Source organism: Thermomonospora curvata DSM 43183, assembly GCF_000024385.1.
Taxonomy (GTDB): domain Bacteria; phylum Actinomycetota; class Actinomycetes; order Streptosporangiales; family Streptosporangiaceae; genus Thermomonospora; species Thermomonospora curvata.
On record NC_013510.1, the window covers coordinates 1,909,672 to 1,925,895 of the forward strand.

At 72.8% G+C, this 16,224-nt stretch carries 16 protein-coding genes; 8 read left to right on the forward strand and 8 right to left on the reverse strand.

The window, feature by feature from the left end; genetic code table 11:
- Positions 1–66 precede the first annotated feature (66 nt).
- The 4 genes from TCUR_RS08080 to TCUR_RS08095 all read right to left on the reverse strand — a co-directional run bounded on the left by TCUR_RS08080 (position 67) and on the right by TCUR_RS08095 (position 3,498).
- Positions 67–330, reverse strand: a complete 264-nt coding sequence (locus tag TCUR_RS08080) for an acyl carrier protein (RefSeq protein WP_012851999.1) — start codon at positions 328–330, stop codon at positions 67–69.
- Positions 331–383: 53 nt separating this feature from the next.
- A complete protein-coding gene (locus TCUR_RS08085) occupies positions 384–1,373 on the reverse strand; it encodes a beta-ketoacyl-ACP synthase III (RefSeq protein ID WP_012852000.1) in 990 nt (329 codons plus the stop codon).
- Complete coding sequence (locus TCUR_RS08090; protein ID WP_012852001.1) at positions 1,370–2,278, reverse strand: ACP S-malonyltransferase; 909 nt, start codon at positions 2,276–2,278, stop codon at positions 1,370–1,372. The genes TCUR_RS08085 and TCUR_RS08090 overlap by 4 nt, the downstream gene beginning before the upstream one ends.
- A 98-nt stretch (positions 2,279–2,376) precedes the next feature.
- Positions 2,377–3,498 carry a PucR family transcriptional regulator gene (locus TCUR_RS08095; RefSeq protein ID WP_083789981.1) on the reverse strand — a complete coding sequence of 374 codons (1,122 nt, stop codon included), beginning with the start codon at positions 3,496–3,498 and terminating at the stop codon, positions 2,377–2,379.
- Between the two features lie 216 nt (positions 3,499–3,714).
- Between TCUR_RS08095 and TCUR_RS08100 the strand changes: the two genes are divergently transcribed.
- Positions 3,715–4,668: an alpha/beta fold hydrolase gene (locus tag TCUR_RS08100; RefSeq protein ID WP_012852003.1), complete on the forward strand. Its 954-nt coding sequence runs from the start codon at positions 3,715–3,717 to the stop codon at positions 4,666–4,668.
- Positions 4,669–4,818: 150 nt separating this feature from the next.
- On the opposite strand, the gene aceE is transcribed toward TCUR_RS08100, so the two are convergent.
- The gene (gene aceE / locus TCUR_RS08105) at positions 4,819–7,584 is read right to left on the reverse strand and encodes a pyruvate dehydrogenase (acetyl-transferring), homodimeric type (RefSeq protein WP_012852004.1); all 2,766 of its coding nucleotides are present in this window, start codon (positions 7,582–7,584) and stop codon (positions 4,819–4,821) included.
- Between the two features lie 239 nt (positions 7,585–7,823).
- On the opposite strand from aceE, the gene TCUR_RS08110 reads away from it, so the two are divergent.
- The 5 genes from TCUR_RS08110 (at position 7,824) to TCUR_RS08130 (ending at position 10,263) form a co-directional block, all read left to right on the forward strand.
- A complete protein-coding gene (locus TCUR_RS08110) occupies positions 7,824–8,048 on the forward strand; it encodes a DUF1918 domain-containing protein (RefSeq protein WP_012852005.1) in 225 nt (74 codons plus the stop codon).
- A 191-nt stretch (positions 8,049–8,239) separates the two neighbouring features.
- Entirely contained in the window at positions 8,240–8,647 is a 408-nt protein-coding gene (locus tag TCUR_RS08115) for a secondary thiamine-phosphate synthase enzyme YjbQ (protein ID WP_012852006.1), read from the forward strand.
- 165 nt (positions 8,648–8,812) lie between these two features.
- Positions 8,813–9,241: a DUF3052 domain-containing protein gene (locus tag TCUR_RS08120; RefSeq protein WP_012852007.1), complete on the forward strand. Its 429-nt coding sequence runs from the start codon at positions 8,813–8,815 to the stop codon at positions 9,239–9,241.
- 187 nt (positions 9,242–9,428) lie between these two features.
- Positions 9,429–9,884, forward strand: coding sequence for a peroxiredoxin (locus tag TCUR_RS08125; protein WP_012852008.1), 456 nt, complete (start codon positions 9,429–9,431; stop codon positions 9,882–9,884).
- A 46-nt stretch (positions 9,885–9,930) separates the two neighbouring features.
- On the forward strand, positions 9,931–10,263 hold the full coding sequence (locus TCUR_RS08130; RefSeq protein WP_012852009.1) for a hypothetical protein: 333 nt from the start codon (positions 9,931–9,933) through the stop codon (positions 10,261–10,263).
- 572 nt (positions 10,264–10,835) lie between these two features.
- Here the strand turns inward: TCUR_RS08130 and TCUR_RS08135 are convergent.
- On the reverse strand, positions 10,836–11,783 hold the full coding sequence (locus TCUR_RS08135) for a phosphoribulokinase (RefSeq protein ID WP_012852010.1): 948 nt from the start codon (positions 11,781–11,783) through the stop codon (positions 10,836–10,838).
- Between the two features lie 213 nt (positions 11,784–11,996).
- Between TCUR_RS08135 and TCUR_RS08140 the strand changes: the two genes are divergently transcribed.
- Positions 11,997–12,641, forward strand: coding sequence for a response regulator (locus tag TCUR_RS08140; protein WP_041439420.1), 645 nt, complete (start codon positions 11,997–11,999; stop codon positions 12,639–12,641).
- Positions 12,642–12,789: 148 nt separating this feature from the next.
- A complete protein-coding gene (locus TCUR_RS08145; protein WP_012852012.1) occupies positions 12,790–13,911 on the forward strand; it encodes a GAF domain-containing sensor histidine kinase in 1,122 nt (373 codons plus the stop codon).
- Here TCUR_RS08145 and TCUR_RS08150 read toward each other — a convergent pair.
- Positions 13,897–15,093: a saccharopine dehydrogenase family protein gene (locus TCUR_RS08150; protein ID WP_012852013.1), complete on the reverse strand. Its 1,197-nt coding sequence runs from the start codon at positions 15,091–15,093 to the stop codon at positions 13,897–13,899. The genes TCUR_RS08145 and TCUR_RS08150 overlap by 15 nt on opposite strands.
- Before the next feature lie 243 nt (positions 15,094–15,336).
- Positions 15,337–16,224 carry a LysR substrate-binding domain-containing protein gene (locus TCUR_RS08155; RefSeq protein ID WP_012852014.1) on the reverse strand — a complete coding sequence of 296 codons (888 nt, stop codon included), beginning with the start codon at positions 16,222–16,224 and terminating at the stop codon, positions 15,337–15,339.

The window sequence follows — 16,224 nt, forward strand, 5'->3', positions numbered from 1 at the left end:
TTCCTGGGGGGAGTCGAAGGCGCGCCGCCGACCGCGCCGGGCGTGCGGCGGCGCGCCGCACGAGCTTCAGGCCTTGGTGGCGCCCGACAGGTTCTGGACGTAGTTGATGACGTCCTTGACGGTCTTGAGGTTACGCAGCTCGTCGTCGGGGATCTCGACGCCGAACTTGTCCTGGGCGGCCACCGCGATCTCCACCATCGACAGCGAGTCGATGTCGAGGTCGTCGATGAAGCTCTTCTCCGGGGTCACCTCGGCGGCCGGGATGCCGACGATCTCCTCGATGATCTCGCCGAGGCCGGCCAGGATCTCCTGCTCGGTGACAGCTGGCATGTCGTGGTCTCTCCTTCGTTGTGGACGCAAGGTCATCGCCGGACGGCGGCGCCCTACGGGATCTGGATGACTTGGGCAGCGTAGGTCAGACCGGCGCCGAACCCGATCAGCAAGGCCGGGGCCCCGGAGGCGACCTCGCCCCGTTCGATCATGCGGGCGAGTGCCAACGGGATCGACGCGGCGGATGTGTTGCCCGAGCGCACGATATCGTCAGCCACCACCGCGTTGGTCGCCTTCAGACGGCGGGCGATGGACTCCACGATGCGCAAGTTGGCCTGATGCGGCACGAACGCCGCCAATTCCTGGGGGGAGATGCCGGCCCGCCGGCAGGCCGCCTCCGCGACCGGGGCGATCGCGGTGGTGGCCCAGCGGAAGACCGCCTGGCCCTCCTGGACCAGGAACGAGTGACGGTCCTTGATGCGGATCCGGTGGGCCTGGTCGCCGGCGCTGCCCCACACCACCGGGCCGATGCCGGGGGTGGAGGAGCCGGTGACGACCGCGGCGCCGGCCCCGTCGGCGAAGATGATCGCGGTGGAGCGGTCGGTCCAGTCCACCCACTGCGACATCTTCTCGGCGCCGACCACCAGCACGTTGCGGGCGTTGCCGGCGCGGATCGCCGAGTCGGCGGCGGCCAGCGCGTAGCAGAACCCGGCGCAGGCGGCGTTCAGGTCGAAGGCCCCGGGCGCGCGGATGCCGAGCCGGTGCGCCACCGTGGCCGCGTTGCTGGGCACCGTGGTCTCCGCCGAGCAGGTCGCCACCACCACCAGGTCGATGTCGTCGGGCGACAGCCCGCTGCCCGCCAGCGCCTTGCCGCCGGCGTGCACCGCCATGTCGGCGACGGTCTCGTCCTCGGCGGCGATCCGGCGCTCGACGATGCCGACCCGGGTGCGGATCCACTCGTCGCTGGTGTCCATGCGCTGCGCCAGGTCGTCGTTGGTGACGACCCGGGCGGGCTGGTAGTCGCCGAACGCCAGGATGCGCGAGCCGGGCACGGCCTCCGGCAGGCGGAGCCGGGCGGTGCCGGTGTCGTCGGTGCCGCTCATGACGCGTGCGCCTCGATCAGCTCACGCGCCTTGTCCAGGTCGGCGGGGGTCTTCAAGGCCAGCGTCTGGATGCCCTTCAGCTCGCGGCGGGCCAGCCCCACCAGGGTGCCGGCGGGCGGCAGCTCGATGAGGGCGGTCACGCCCAGCTCCCGCATGGTCGCCATGCACGCGTCCCAGCGGACCGGGGAGCTGACCTGGCTGACCAGCCGGTCCACGTACTCGCGGCCGGAGGAGACCACCGCGCCGTCCCGGTTGGACAGCAGCCTGGTCTTGGGGTCGGCCACCGGCATCCCCGGGGCCAGCGCGGCCAGGTGCCCCACGGCCGGGGCCATGTGCTCGGTGTGGAAGGCGCCGGCCACCGACAGCGGACGCAGCCGCGCCCCGGGCGGCGGATCGTCGGCCAGCGCCGCCAGCGCCTCCACCGTCCCGGCGGCCACCACCTGGCCGGCGCCGTTGATGTTGGCGGGGGTGAGGTCGTGCTTTTCGATGGCGGCCAGCACCTCGTCGGGGTCGCCGCCCAGCACGGCGGTCATCCCGGTCTCGGTCACCGCCGCCGCCTCGGCCATCGCCCGGCCGCGCTCGCGGACGAACACCAGCGCGGCCTCGGGGGTCAGCACTCCGGCGATCGCCGCCGCGGCCAGCTCGCCGACGCTGTGACCGGCCACCACGTCCGGGGTGACCTCCAGCGTCAGCGCCGCCGCCAGCGCCGCGCTGACCAGCAGCGGCTGGGCGATGGCGGTGTCGCGGATCTCCTCGGCGTCGGCGGTGGTGCCATAACGCACCAGGTCCAGCCCGGTGACCGCGGACCACCACGCCAGGCGGTCGGCGACCTCGGGCACGTCGAGCCATGGCTGCAGGAAGCCTGGGGTCTGGGCGCCCTGACCGGGCGAGGCGATGACAATCACGCACTTCACCCTGCCGGGTCAGCCCCCCCGCCGCCGATGCCGATCGGCACGAAGTTTCCACGCGGGGCTTTGTGAGGGACCTACAAGCGGCCCTGAGGTCACCGGCCGTCGGGCCGCTGCGCGAAACGCCCCAGGACCAGCGCCAGGCGCAGGGTGAAGGCGTTGCGCCCGTCGGTGGGCGACAGGCCGGTCAGCTCGCTCACCCGGCGCAGCCGGTAACGCACCGTGTTGGGGTGGACGAACATCAGCCGCGCCGTGGCCTCCAGCGACGAGCCCTGCTCCAGGTAGGTGGTGAGGGTGTCCAGCAGCGGGGCCCCGGCGGTGCACATCGGCTCATAGACCTGCTCGACCAGGTAGCGGCGGGCCGACTCATCGCCGTCCAGGGCGCGTTCGGGCAGCAGGTCCATCGACGACACCGGGCGCGGGGCGTCCGGCCAGCCGACGGCGGCGCGCAGCCCGGCCAGCGCGGCCTGCGCCGAGCGGGTCGACTCATACAGGTCGGCCACCAGCGGCCCGACCACCACCGGGCCGGGACCGCACTTGGCGGCGATCGGCCGGGCGGCCTCCATCGGGTCCTCGGCGCCGCCGACGATGACGATGACGCGCCGGCCCTGCACCCCGGCCAGCACGTCGACCCGGGCGCGCCGGGCGGCCAGCTGCATCTGGTCGATGGTCACCTCGGGCTCTTCGTCCGGCGGGGTGTAGCCGGCCACGACGGTGACCGGCTTGGCCGTCCACCCCAGCGCCGCCGCCCACGAGTGCATGCCGTCGTCGACCTCGCCGCGCAGCACCGCGTTGACCACCAGCGCCTCCAGCCGGGCGTCCCAGGCGGCGCGGGTCTCGGCGGCCTGCGCGTACACCTGGGCGGCGCTGAAGGCCACGTCCCGGGTGTAGCGCAGCACCGCCTCGCGCAGCTGGGTCTCGCCGCCGGGCGCGGCCAGCTCCTCCAGCCGGGCCTCCACCACGTCGATGATCACCCGGATCATGTCGATGGTGTGCCTGAGCTTGATGGAGCGCATCAGCTCCCGGGGGGCGGTGCTGAAGATCTCGGCGGAGATGAGGGGGCGGTTCTCCTCCCCGTTTTTGAACCACTCCACGAATGCGGCGATGCCGGCCTGGGCGACCAGCCCGATCCAGGAGCGCTGGTCGGGCGGCATCCGGCGGAACCAGGGCAGCCGCTGCTCCATGCTGGCCAGGGCCTGGGTGCCGAAGGCGCCCATGGCCTGCTCCAGTCGCTTGGTGGTGGCGGCCCGGATCGTGTCGTCGCTCGTGGTCTTCACGCAGTCAAGGGTGCCATCTCACCGCCTCCGTTCCGTTGCGTCCCGTCATCAAGGCAGGTGGATGCGGTGTCCGGCACGGGGGCGGGGGCCGTGGCGGCGCCCGCCGGGGAGGAGGCGGTGATCCGGTCCCTGCCGCGGGACGGTAGTGTCCGTGCGATGGCGGAGATCACACATCGCACCATCGAGGTCAACGGCCTGAACATGCATGTGGCCGAGGCCGGCTCCGGGCCGCTGGTGGTGCTGCTGCACGGCTTCCCCGAGTGCTGGTACTCCTGGCGGCACCAGCTGACGGCGCTGGCCGAGGCGGGTTTTCACGCGGTCGCGCCCGACCAGCGCGGATACGCCCGCACCGGCGGGCCGCAGCGCGTCGCGGAGTACTCGATCCTGCACCTGGTCGGCGATGTGGTGGCGCTCATCGCCGCGCTGGGGGAAGAGCGGGCCGTCGTCGTCGGCCACGACTGGGGCGCCCCGGTCGCCTGGCACACCGCCCAGTTCCGGCCCGACCTGGTCCGCGGGGTCGTCGGGCTGTCGGTGCACCCCAGGCCGCGGACGTCCCGCCCGCCGGTGGCGGTGATGCGCGAGCAGTTCGGCGAGGGCTTTTACATGGTGGCCTTCCAGGAGCCGAAGCGGCCCGAGGCGGCCTTCGAACGGGACGTGGCCGACACGTTCCGGCGCACGCTGTACGCCCTGTCCGGCGACGCCCCCGGAATGCTGCCGGTCGTTCCGGAGGGCGGCAGTTTCCTGGACGTCTGCCCGGCCCCCGAGCGGCTGCCCGGCTGGCTCACCGAAGACGACATCGCCGTCTACGCCGCCGAGTTCGCCGCCTCCGGTTTCACCGGCCCCCTCAACTGGTACCGCAACCTGGACCGCAACTGGGAGCTGACGGCCGCCTGGCACCGCGCCCCCATCACGCCCCCCGCCCTGTACATCGCCGGGGAGCGGGACATGGTGCTGGCCGGCCCCGGCGTCAAGGAGCGGCTGTCCCGGCTGCGGGAGTTCGTCCCCGACCTGCGCGACATCGTGCTGCTGCCCGGCTGCGGCCACTGGACCCAGCAGGAGCGCCCCCGGGAGGTCAACGAGGCCCTGCTGGCCTTCCTGCGCGGTCTGTGACGGACGCGGCCGGGCGCGCGGCGCCCCCGCGGGTGCGGCCCGATGCGGACCGGGCGGTGCGGTCGAAGCACCGTCCCCGGCCGGTCCGGGACGGGGCGGTGCGCCGGTCTTCGGCCGTGCGGCCGGTGGACCGCACGGCCGAAGAACCGGTCAGGCCCTGTTGGGCTGTGCGGAGACGGCGAACACCTCCGAGATCGGCCGGTCCAGGTCGTAGCGCTCGATGGCCTGGCGCAGCACGTCCGGCTTGACGTCGCCGCGGCGGGCCAGGCGGGTCAGCACGGTCAGCGTGATCGAGGCGGCGTCCACGTGGAAGAACCGGCGGGAGGCCGCCCGGGTGTCGGAGAAGCCGAACCCGTCGGTGCCCAGCGAGGTGAAGTCCTGCGGCACCCACGGGGCGATCTGGTCCGGCACCGCGCGCATGAAGTCCGACACCGCCACCACCGGGCCGGGGGCGTTCTCCAGGCGACGGGTGACATACGGCACCCGCTGCGGCTGGTCGGGGTGGAGGGTGTTCCACTCGTCGCAGGCCAGGCCGTCGCGGCGCAGCTCGGTCCAGGAGGTGGCCGACCACACGTCCGCGCCCACGCCCCAGTCCTCGGCCAGCATCTTCTGGGCCTCCAGCGCCCAGCGCACCGCCACCCCCGAGGCCAGGATCTGGGCCCGCGGGTAGGTGCCGTTGATGCCCTGGGGCGCCCTGGAGTACAGGTACAGGCCCTTGAGCAGGCCCTCGGTGTCCAGGTTCTCCGGGGCGGGCGGCTGCTGGTACGGCTCGTTGTAGACGGTGAGGTAGTAGAAGATGTCCTCGCCGTTGGGGTGCTCGGGAGAAGAGCCGTACATGCGGCGCAGCGCGTCCTTGATGATCACCGCCAGCTCGAAGGCCCAGGCCGGGTCGTAGTAGACGCAGGCGGGGTTGGCGGAGGCCAGCAGCGGGGAGTGCCCGTCGGCGTGCTGCAGGCCCTCGCCGGTCAGCGTGGTGCGGCCGGCGGTGGCGCCCAGCATGAACCCGCGGCCCATCTGGTCGGCCAGCGCCCACATGAAGTCGCCGGTGCGCTGGAAGCCGAACATCGAATAGAAGATGTAGACCGGGATCATGTGCTCGCCGTGGGTGGCGTAGCAGGTGCCCGCGGCGGTCATCGAGCCCATCGCGCCGGCCTCGCTGATGCCCTCGTGCAGCAGCTGGCCCTCGGTGGACTCCTTGTAGCTCAGCAGCAGCTTGCGGTCCACCGGGTCGTAGGTCTGCCCGTGCGGCGAGTAGATCTTGGCGGTGGGGAACAGCGAGTCCATGCCGAAGGTGCGGAACTCATCGGGGGCGATCGGCACGAAGCGGGCCCCGATGTTCTTGTCCTTCATCAGGTCCTTCAGCAGCCGGACGAAGGCCATGGTGGTGGCCACCTTCTGCTTGCCGGACCCCTTCATCAGCTCGCCGTAGACCGAGTCGCCGGGCAGCGTGAGCGGCTTGGCGCGCACCACCCGCTTGGGCAGGTAGCCGCCGAGCGCGGCGCGCCGCTCGCGCATGTACTCGATCTCCTCGGAGTCCTCCCCGGGGTGGTAGTACGGCGGCAGGTCGGCGTCCAGGGCCGAGTCGGGGATGTCCAGGTACAGCCGGTCCCGGAACTCCTTCAGCTCGGCCTTGGTGAGCTTCTTCATCTGGTGGGTGGCGTTGCGGGCCTCGAAGTCCGGCCCCAGCGTCCAGCCCTTGATGGTGTGGGCGAGGATCACCGTGGGCTGCCCGACGTGCTCGCGCGCCGCCTTGAAGGCCGCATACAGCTTGCGGTAGTCGTGCCCGCCGCGCGAGAGCCTGCGGATCTCATCGTCGGACAGGTGCTCGACCATCTTGCGCAGCCGCGGGTCGTCGCCGAAGAAGTGCTCGCGGATGTAGGCGCCCGACTCCACGCTGTAGGTCTGGAACTGCCCGTCCGGCGTGGTGTTCATCTTGTTGACCAGCACGCCGTCGACGTCCTTGGCCAGCAGCGGGTCCCAGTCGCGGCCCCAGATGACCTTGATGACGTTCCAGCCGGCGCCGCGGAAGAACGCCTCCAGCTCCTGGATGATCTTGCCGTTGCCGCGGACCGGGCCGTCGAGCTGCTGCAGGTTGCAGTTGATGACGAAGGTGAGGTTGTCCAGCTCCTCGCGCGCGGCCAGCCCGATGGCGCCCAGCGACTCCGGCTCGCCCATCTCGCCGTCGCCCAGGAACGCCCACACGTGCGAGCGCGAGGTGTCCTTGATCTTGCGGTTGTACAGGTAGCGGTTGAAACGGGCCTGGTAGATGGCGTTGATGGGAGCCAGCCCCATGGAGACGGTGGGGAACTCCCAAAAGTCGGGCATCAGCCGCGGGTGCGGGTAGGAGCTGAGCCCCCCGCCGGGATGGGAGATCTCCTGGCGGAACCCGTCCAGCTGCTGCTCGGTCAGCCGTCCCTCCAGGAAGGCGCGGGCGTAGATGCCCGGCGCGGCATGCCCCTGGATGAACACCTGGTCGCCGGATTCGCCGTGGTCCTTGCCACGGAAGAAGTGGTTGAAGCCGACCTCATACAGCGAGGCGGCCGAGGCGTAGGTGGCGATGTGCCCGCCGACGCTCAGTTCGGGCCGGTTGGCCCGGGAGACCATGACGGCCGCGTTCCAGCGGATGTAGGCGCGGATGCGGCGCTCAATGTGCTCATCACCGGGGAACCACGGCTCCCGCTCCGGCGGGATGGTGTTGATGTAGTCGGTGCTGCGCAGCCCCGGCACGCCCACCTGCTGCTCGCGGGCCCGCTCCAGCAGGCGGAGCATCAGGTAGCGCGCGCGAGTGCGGCCCTCGGTCTTGATGACCGTGTCGAGCGATTCCAGCCACTCCCGGGTCTCGTCAGGGTTGACGTCCGGGAGCTGGCTCGGCAGCCCGTCGCTGATGATCGAAAAGCGTTGGCGTCCGGAAGCCACGGGGTCCCCTCTGTGCTCACCGTTTCGGGTCGGGCGGCGTTCGACGGTCGTCGGTTGGTGCACCGCCCCAACCCCCATGGTCGTCTGTTATGACGGCTAACGCATCTCTACTGCCCGGTAACCATTTGCGCCGGTCAGCCCGGTGACGAACCCGCTCGGCGGGGAAGGCTTCCTGCAGGCGGCCCTGCGGCCGCGAGGAACGCATCAAGGCTCAGTGACCGATTGCGGGAAGGTGTGCGATGCAGGCATCAGTGGGCGACCGGCTGCACGTGCGCGGCAACGCCGTGGGGCAGCCGGACCGCAGCGGCGAGATCATCGAAGTGCGCGGCGGCGAGGGCGGCCCGCCTTATGTGGTGCGGTTCGACGACGGACACACCGGCCTGGTCTTCCCCGGCCCGGACGCCGTGGTCGAGTCGCCCCGCAAGGCCTCCCGCAAGACCGGGCGGGTGCCGCAGCGGAGCTGACCGCCGGCCGCCCGGCCCGGCCGAGCAGCCCCCGCCGGACGGCCGGCGGGCCGCCCGGCGGGGCGCGGGCCGGTGGGCTCTCCCGGCTCGCCCGGCCGCCGAGAACCGGTCCCACCGGCGCTGAACGCGGCCCTGACCATAGTGGGACGGGATCTTTGCTCCGGCGCCGCCGTCCGGGTAGACAGATCTTCATGAAGAGCACGGTGATCCGGGTCGCCACCGGCGGGCGCGAGACGGTGCACGACATCACCGCCGAGTGCGCGGCGTTCGCCGCCGAGGCCGGCGGCGACGGGTTGCTGCACGTGTTCGTGCCGCACGCGACCGCGGGGGTGGCGCTGATCGAGCTGGGCGCCGGCAGCGACGCCGACCTGCTGGCGGCGCTGCGGGAGCTGCTGCCGGCCGACGACCGCTGGCGGCACCGGCACGGCTCGCCCGGCCACGGCCGCTCCCATGTGATGCCGGCGCTGATCCCGCCGTACGCCACGATTCCGGTGATCGACGGCCGGATGGCGTTGGGGACCTGGCAATCCGTGGCGATCGTGGACCTGAACGTGGACAACCCCGAACGGCAGGTCCGGCTGTCTTTCCTGGCGGGCTGAATCGGACCGGTTTGTTACGCTCGGTGTGGACCTTGCCACATGAAACGCTCCGATCAGGCAGACGAAGCCGCCAAAGCGCCCAAGGCACTTGCGTTGGGGCCGTCACTTGTGTGAACTGTCCCGCAACGCCACACCGAGTGGCCTATCGACATTGGGAGGACGTTCGTGAGCGCGACCGCGGGTCAGGCGCAGTCTGAGCGCAGCCTGGCCGAACGGCTCGGCTTCAAGCCAGGCCAGGTGGTGCAGGAGATCGGCTACGACGATGATTGCGACGAGGAGCTGCGTGCCTCCATCGAGGCGGTCATCGGCAGCGAGCTGGTCGACGAGGATTACGAGGACGCCGTCGACGTCGTGGTGCTGTGGTGGCGCGAGGACGACGGCGACCTGGTCGACGGGCTGGTCGACGCGCGCACCCCGCTGGCCGACGGCGGCCACATCTGGCTGCTGACGCCCAAGGCGGGCCGGGCCGGTCACGTGGAGCCCAGCGACATCGGGGAGGCCGCCCCGACCGCGGGTCTGGCGCAGACCAGCAGCATGAGCGCGGCCCGGGACTGGTCGGGCACCCGGCTGGTGGCTCCCAAGGTCCGCAAGTAGACCCGGGCGCGCACGACGGCCGGGGGTGTGCGCCGCACCGCGCCGCCTCGGTGGCAGACTGGACGGGCCGGCCCGTCCCCGGGCCGGTGGCGGGCCGGCCCGTGACGGCCGGCGCGCCCGTCCTTCCCCCGGCCGCGGGGAGCCGGCGGGCGGGTCCCGTCCGGCGGGGTCGATCGGCAGGAGCGCCATGGCGGTAGAAGTGGGCGATGTCGCCCCGGACTTCGAGCTGACGGACCAGCACGGCACGCCGGTGCGGCTGTCGGAGCATCGCGGCCGCCACAACGTCGTCGTGGTGTTCTTCCCGCTGGCCTTCAGCGGGGTGTGCACCGGCGAGCTGGGCGCCATCCGCGATGAGCTGGAGTCCCTGGGGCGGGACACGCGGGTGCTGGCGGTGTCGGTGGACTCCAAGTTCGCCCTGCGGGCATGGGCCGACAAGGAGGGGTACACCTTCCCGCTGCTGTCGGATTTCTGGCCGCACGGCGAGGTGGCCCGGACGTACGGCGTCTTCGACGCCGAGCTCGGGGTGGCCCTGCGCGGCACCTTCATCATCGACCGCGAGGGCGTGGTGCGCTGGAAGGTCGTGCACCCGTTGCCCGAGGCGCGCGACATCGACGAGTACCGCAAGGCGCTCGCCGCGCTGTGATCATGGGTGGCCGGGGCGCGCCCCGGCCGAGGCTGTGGGAGGCGTGATGCCCTGCTTCCGTTGCGGGGCCCGGCAAAGCGACCCCGTCCGCGGCGCCAGCCCGTGGAAACGCGGGGTGCGGGCGGACCGGCAGGTGCTGATCTGTCCCGGTTGCCAAAGCTCCCCGAACTGGACCGCGGAGCTGGACCGGTGCGCCGAGTGCGGCTCGACCGCGCTGATCTGCCGGCTGGGCGAAGTGGAGTGCCGCTCCTGCGGGTATGTGCGCGAGGCCAGGCCGCAAGAGCGCCCCGGCGATCTGGTGACCTCCGGGGCTCCCGGCCTGTCGGAGGAGGTCGCCGCCGCGCTCAGCCGCGTCCTCAAACGCGGCCCGATCGGCTGACTTCCGGCCCGGCGGGGCGGCGTCCGGCCGGTTCGAAGACGGTCGGTGGGATAGGTCGCCGCGAAGAGAATCCAGCGCGGATTTCCCCGCTGCACAGCGGGGACTCCGAGGGCTTGTGAAAGCATTCTTTCCTCGTCATGGCCTTCGTTCCCTCCGAAGAGGGGCGAGCGTGCTCTCTTGGTGTGGAACGGCGGCGGTCGAGGCGGGGAAATCGGCAACGGCTCCGCCCGCGTTTGGCGAACGCCGTGGTCTTCAGCGGCCGACGAAAGGTCTTTTCGGTCGGGACGGTCTTTCAGAATTCGTAGGCGCCGGTGAATCCTCCGGCCCGATATTCGGCGGAATGCGGTCGGAGTCGAGGAGATCGTGCAGCGCCGCCGGGTCGCGCGTACCCGAGCCGGCGGAAAACCCGCTGCGAGGGCGCCGGAAAGGGTTCAGGAGGGCGCCGACGACGGTCCAGCGAAATCGTCGGCGCCCTCCCGGGGCCGCGGCCGCGCGGCCGGAGCACACCGCTCCGGGCCTCCCCGCGTCGGCCACGGCGGCAGGCCGCCCAGAGGGGCGTCATCCCAGGGGGATTAGGCGGCCTGACGTCGGTTGGCCTCCAGCAGGTGGTACAGCAGCAGCAACTGGGTGATGGCCAGCGGACCGCTGTCGGTGCCGTCGGAGAGCTTGCCGAGGGCCTCGGGGATCTCGGTCCCGGTGCCCAGGCGTTCCCAGATCGCCTTCTTGACCACCTGACATTCTTCCGAAGAGACGTAACCGTGGATGTGCAGGGCGTCCACGGGACGGCCGTCGGTATCGCGGTGCAGCTTCAGGTGCATCGCCCGGTGCTCGGCGTCGTCGAGCACCCCGCGCAGCTCGGGATGGTCGATGGTGGGCCGCAGCAGCAGCTCGGCCGACAGCGGCGTGCCCGGCGGGTCGGTGCGGCCGGCGACCGGGGCGAAGCGCACCACGATGTCGGCCCAGCGGCGCTGCGGGCGGATGAAGGCGGCGCTCTCCGGCTCGCGGCGCTCCAGCTCGGCGCGCACCTGGTCGGGGGTGTAGCCGCGCTTGGCGCAGTCCCGCTCGATCTTCCACCGGTGGCGCAGCGTCTCCGGAGGGTCCAGGTAGACGGTGATGTCGAAGCAGGCGCGCGCCAGACGGGTGTGCAGCGGCAGCAGCCCCTCCACGATCACGAAGTCCCGCGGCTCGACCAGCTCCGGACGCACCAGCTGCCCGGTGGAGTGGTCATAGACCGGCTTGAGGATCGGCTCGCCCATCGACAGCAGCTGCAGGTGCTGCTCCATGATCTCGATGTAGTTGCAGTCCGGATGCAGCGCCGTGAACGGCTTGTCCCGGCGTTCGACGCGGTCGTAGCGGTGGTAGTCGTCCACGCACACCGCGGTCATCCGGTCGGCCCCCAGGCACTCGACGAGCCCCCTGGTCAGCGTCGTCTTGCCCGCCGCGCTGTCCCCGGCGATGGCGAGCATGACGGGGCGGCGCCGGCCGCGCGCCCTGAGCATGTGGACGATCCGATGGGGCACCTGAAGTCCTCCGTCCGAGCCGTTTGCCTGCCGGGGCATGACGGTAGGGCGTCCGTTTTCTGGCGGTCCTCACCCATCTAGGGGAATCGGGGGGTGAAACCGTGGGGGGGTGCGGTGGGGGAGGCGGGCGTTCGAATGCGGTCTCCCCGTAACGGGGCGGGGGCCTACTGACCGGTAATTCATAATTGTTATGTTGCTCGAATGGTCCCCCCTGTGCGAGTAGTCCTTGTCGACGACCACGAGATGATCCTCGCCGGTCTGCAGGCGATGCTGGCCGGGTTCTCCGGGCGGGTGCGCGTCATCGGCCAGGCGAGCACCTCGCGGGAGGCCGTCCGACTGGTCACCGCGCTGCAGCCGGACGTGGTGCTGCTGGATGTGCGGCTCGGCGCGGAAAGCGGCCTGGATCTGTGCCGCGACCTGACCGGCCGCTCACCGGACACCCGTGTGGTGTTCTTGTCGGTCTACGACGATGAGCAGTACGTTTTCGAGGCGCTGCGGGCGGGCGCCCGCGGCTACCTGCTCAAGCGTGTCGACGGGCTGGAACTGGTCCGGCGGCTGGAGGAGGTCGCCCAGGGCGAGACCGTGGTCGACCCCACGCTGGCGGGCCGGATGGCCGCCAGCGCGGCCCGGCTCAACCGCGGCGAGTTCTGGCCCGGCGCCCACCGCGGTCTCACCCAGCGCGAGAGCGAGGTGCTGTCGCTGCTGGTGGCCGGGCTGTCCAACAAGGCGATGGCGGCCCGGTTGGTGGTCAGCGAGGAGACGATCAAAAGCCACCTGCGGGCGCTGTACCGCAAGCTGGAGGTCACCGACCGCTCGGGAGCCATCGCCGTGGCACTGCGGGAAGGGCTGTTCCGATGAGCGCGCCCGGCCCGAAGGCGCCTGAGACGCCGCCTGCCCGGCGGCCGGGCGGCACCCGCCTGCGTGCGGTGCCCGCCGTACCCGTGCACCGGCGGGGCGGCGGCGCGGCCGGACGGCCCTCGGCGGGCGCCCGGTGGAGGGGGCCGCGGTGACGCCGCTGGAGCTGCTGGCCGGGCGCGGCAGCGACCTGCTGGTGCGGATCGTCACCGTGGCCTGCTCGGACCGAGTGCTGCCGGACATGGCCGTCGAGCTGGCCGGGCTGGTGGTGCGCTCAGCGGCCGACCTGCCTTTTTGCGACGTGTACGTGCTGGACGAGGAGGAGCGGGCGCTGGAGTGCCCCGGGCGCGAGCCCGTCCCGCTCGGGGAGGGCGACGTCGGCTGGGTCGCCGCGCACGGCAGGCCGCGCCGGCACGCCGACGGGCGGGGCGCGGCGCTGCCGGTGCTGGCCGACCGGCGCGCCACCATCGCGGTGATCGACGTCCGCTCGGCCGGGCCCTGCCGGCAGGAGGACCTGGACCTGGTCACCGCGCTGGCCGCATTGTTCGCCCCGGTGCTGCACTCCTGCCGCCGGCTGCGCAACGCCCAAGAGCGCGAGCACTCGGCCGAGCGGTTCGCCGAACGGGCCGTGGAGGTGCAGGAGGCCGAACGGGCCCGCCTGGTGCGCGACATCCACGACGGCATCGCCCAGCGCCTGGCCAGCTTGGGCTTCCACCTGTCGGCCTGCGAGCAGGCGCTGGCCCAGGGCGCGACCGCCGAGGCGCAGGCCCAGCTGGGGCTGGCGCGGGAGCTGTGCGACCTGGCGGCGGCCGAGACCCGGGCGGCCATCGGCGGGCTGCGCCCCCCGGTGCTGGACGACCTGGGGCTGACGGCGGCGCTGGCCACGCTGGCCCGCGAGGCCGGCTCCCGGCAGCCGTCGCTGGACGTCACCGTCACCGTCTCCGGGGAGCTGGAGGACGCGCTGCCCGACCACATCCAGACGGCGCTGTACCGCATCGCCCAGGAGGCGGTGGGCAACTGCCTGCGGCACGCCAAGGCCTCGGTCGTCCACGTGCTGCTGGAACACGACGACGACCGGGTGCGGCTGCGGGTGTCCGACGACGGCGTCGGCTTTTCCATCCAGGACGTGTTCGCCGCCGGCCGCCGCCCCGACTCCTACGGCCTGCGGGGCATGTCCGAGCGCGCCGAGCTGCTGGGCGGGCGGGTGCACATCTCCAGCCGTCCGGGCGGCGGCACCACCGTGGAGGCCCTGGTGCCGCTACGCCGCGCTTGAGCGCACCACGCGGAAGGAGATCCCCGCCCTGGTCAGCCGGTCGATGAGGGCGTCGCCCATGGCCACGGCGGTGGTCACCTGCCCGCGCGTCGGCGGCAGGTCGTCGTGCGCCAGGCACAGCGCCGACTCCGCCAGCATCTTGGCGGTCTCCCCGTAGCCGGGGTCGCCGCCGGAGACCTCGGTGACGACCTCCCGCCCCGCGTGCGCCCCGCCGGTGACCCGTCCGGCGAAGGTGACGCGGAACCAGTGCCGGGCCATCTGCTCGGCCGTGGGGCCCTCCCCGGAGCCGCGCAGCCGCAGCAGCAGCGACCGGGTGGGCGGCAGCTGGGCCAGCGCGGTGGCCGCGCCCACGCCCGCGGTGAGCGCGGCCGCCGTGGCCGCCCGCCGCACCGCCAGGTAGTGGCCGTAGCTGAAGTCGGGGCCGTAGCGGTCCAGCGCGGCGGCCGAGCGGGCCACGATCTGCGGGTCGATCGTCGGCAGCGGCAGCGCCCAGCCCTTGATGGGGGTGTGCGGGACGGGACGGCGGGAGATGCGGATCCGCCGTCCCGCCGGGCGCGGCTCGACGCGGCGGCGGGCCTGCTCGGCGCGCATCATGCCGGGCAGGTCGGCCAGCACCTCCACGAACGAGTGCAGCGTGCCGCCGGAGAAGTCGGCCTCGAGCCGCAGGAACCCCTCCACCTGCAGCGGCGCGCCCTCGGGAAGCTGCTTGACGGTGTAGTAGACGCCCAGGTCGTGGGGGACGGAGTCGAACCCGCAGGCGTGCACGATCCGCGCCCCGCTGCGCACCGCCTCCTCGTGGTGGCGGACGTACATCAGGTCCACGAACGTCGGCTCGCCGGTGAGGTCCACATAGTCGGTGCCGGCCCGGGCGCAGGCGGCCACCAGCGGCTCGCCGTAGCGCAGGTAGGGGCCGACGGTGGTGATGACCACGCGGGCGGACTCGGCGACCTTGCGCAGCGAGGCGGGGTCGGCGGCGTCGGCGTGCAGCAGCGGCAGCTGGCCGCAGGCGGGGGAGATCGCCGCCAGGCGGTCGCGGACGGCCTCCAGCTTGGCCCGATTGCGCCCGGCCAGCGCCCACCGGGTGTGCGGCGGGGCGTGCTCGGCCAGGTACTCGGCGGTCAGCCCGCCGGTGTACCCGGTGGCACCGAACAGGACGATGTCGTAGGCGCGGTCATCGGCCATGGGTCCTCCTGCAGACGTCTTGGGCGGCTTTCATCCGGCGGGGGGTGCGGCCCCGCCCGCGAGGACCCGGCCCTGCACCGCTGTGAGTCCTCGGCGCCGTCCCACCCCGGCGGTGGCGCCGCAGCGGGCTCGCCGCGCCGAATCCGGTTCTTTCGTTCCCGGTGGAGTCCCTGAGACGGCGATCCACGAAAGCTATTGATAACACATCCAATACCGTCGGCGGAGTCCGGCCCGTGCCCGCCGTCAGGCGGTGCGCGCAGCGGGCCGTCCCGGCGCCGGGCTCCAGGCCGGGTCCTCCAGCAGGTGCTCGATGAACAGCCGGGTGGTGGCGGTGGGCGTCGCCCCGCAGACCGCGTGCCAGGGCCGGTGCAGCGGAGTGCCGGGGGCGTCGATCACCACCAGCCGTCCGGCCTTCAGCTCGGCGCCGACCGCATCGCGCGACACCAGCGCCGCGCCCAGCCCGGCCGCCGCCCCGGCGATCACCGCGCCGTTGGAGCCCAGCACCAGCTGCGGCGGGTCGGCCTCCCGCTCGGCCAGGTAGGCCTCGGCGGTGGCGCGGGTGCCCGAGCCCGGCTCCCGCATCACCCACGGGGTGGTGTGCAGGTCGAAGGGCACCCCCGGCGCGGTCACCACCACCAGCTCGTTGGGGCGGGTGGCCAGCACGGTGGCGGGGACGCCGGCCGGCGGCCGCCCGCCCAGCACCAGGTCGGCCTCGTGGTCGGCCAGGCGCTGCCACACCACCCGGCTGGGCCCCACCTCCAAGGTCAGCTCCACCTGCGGCCAGCGCTTGCGGAAGCCCGCCAGCAGGCGCGGCAGGATCTGGTCGGCGGCGGTGGTCACGGCCGCCAGCCGCAGCGAGCCGCGGCCGGGGTCGGCCTCGCCGCGCGCCGCCGCCCGGCCCTGCTCCAGCAGCCCCAGCACCTTGCGGGCATACGAGGCGTACACCTCGCCGGCCGGGGTGAGCCGCACCCCCCGGCCCTGCCGCTCGACCACCGCCACCCCCAGGTCCCGGGCCAGCGCGGAGACCGCCGCCGAGACCGCCGACTCGGTCACGTACAGGCGTTCGGCGGCGGCGCGCACCGAGCCGGTGTCGGCCAGCGCCACGAAGGTCCGCAGACGTGACTCGGTCAT

Coding starts and splice junctions, on each gene's coding strand:
- TCUR_RS08095 (WP_083789981.1), bottom strand. CDS start 3,498: ATGGGCGCCTTCGGCACCCAGGCCCTGGCCAGCATGGAGCAGCGGCTG.
- TCUR_RS08150 (WP_012852013.1), bottom strand. CDS start 15,093: ATGGCCGATGACCGCGCCTACGACATCGTCCTGTTCGGTGCCACCGGG.
- TCUR_RS08100 (WP_012852003.1), top strand. CDS start 3,715: ATGGCGGAGATCACACATCGCACCATCGAGGTCAACGGCCTGAACATG.
- TCUR_RS08130 (WP_012852009.1), top strand. CDS start 9,931: ATGCCCTGCTTCCGTTGCGGGGCCCGGCAAAGCGACCCCGTCCGCGGC.
- TCUR_RS08115 (WP_012852006.1), top strand. CDS start 8,240: ATGAAGAGCACGGTGATCCGGGTCGCCACCGGCGGGCGCGAGACGGTG.
- TCUR_RS08080 (WP_012851999.1), bottom strand. CDS start 330: ATGCCAGCTGTCACCGAGCAGGAGATCCTGGCCGGCCTCGGCGAGATC.
- TCUR_RS08085 (WP_012852000.1), bottom strand. CDS start 1,373: ATGAGCGGCACCGACGACACCGGCACCGCCCGGCTCCGCCTGCCGGAG.
- TCUR_RS08110 (WP_012852005.1), top strand. CDS start 7,824: ATGCAGGCATCAGTGGGCGACCGGCTGCACGTGCGCGGCAACGCCGTG.
- TCUR_RS08125 (WP_012852008.1), top strand. CDS start 9,429: ATGGCGGTAGAAGTGGGCGATGTCGCCCCGGACTTCGAGCTGACGGAC.
- TCUR_RS08155 (WP_012852014.1), bottom strand. CDS start 16,224: ATGACCGAGTCACGTCTGCGGACCTTCGTGGCGCTGGCCGACACCGGC.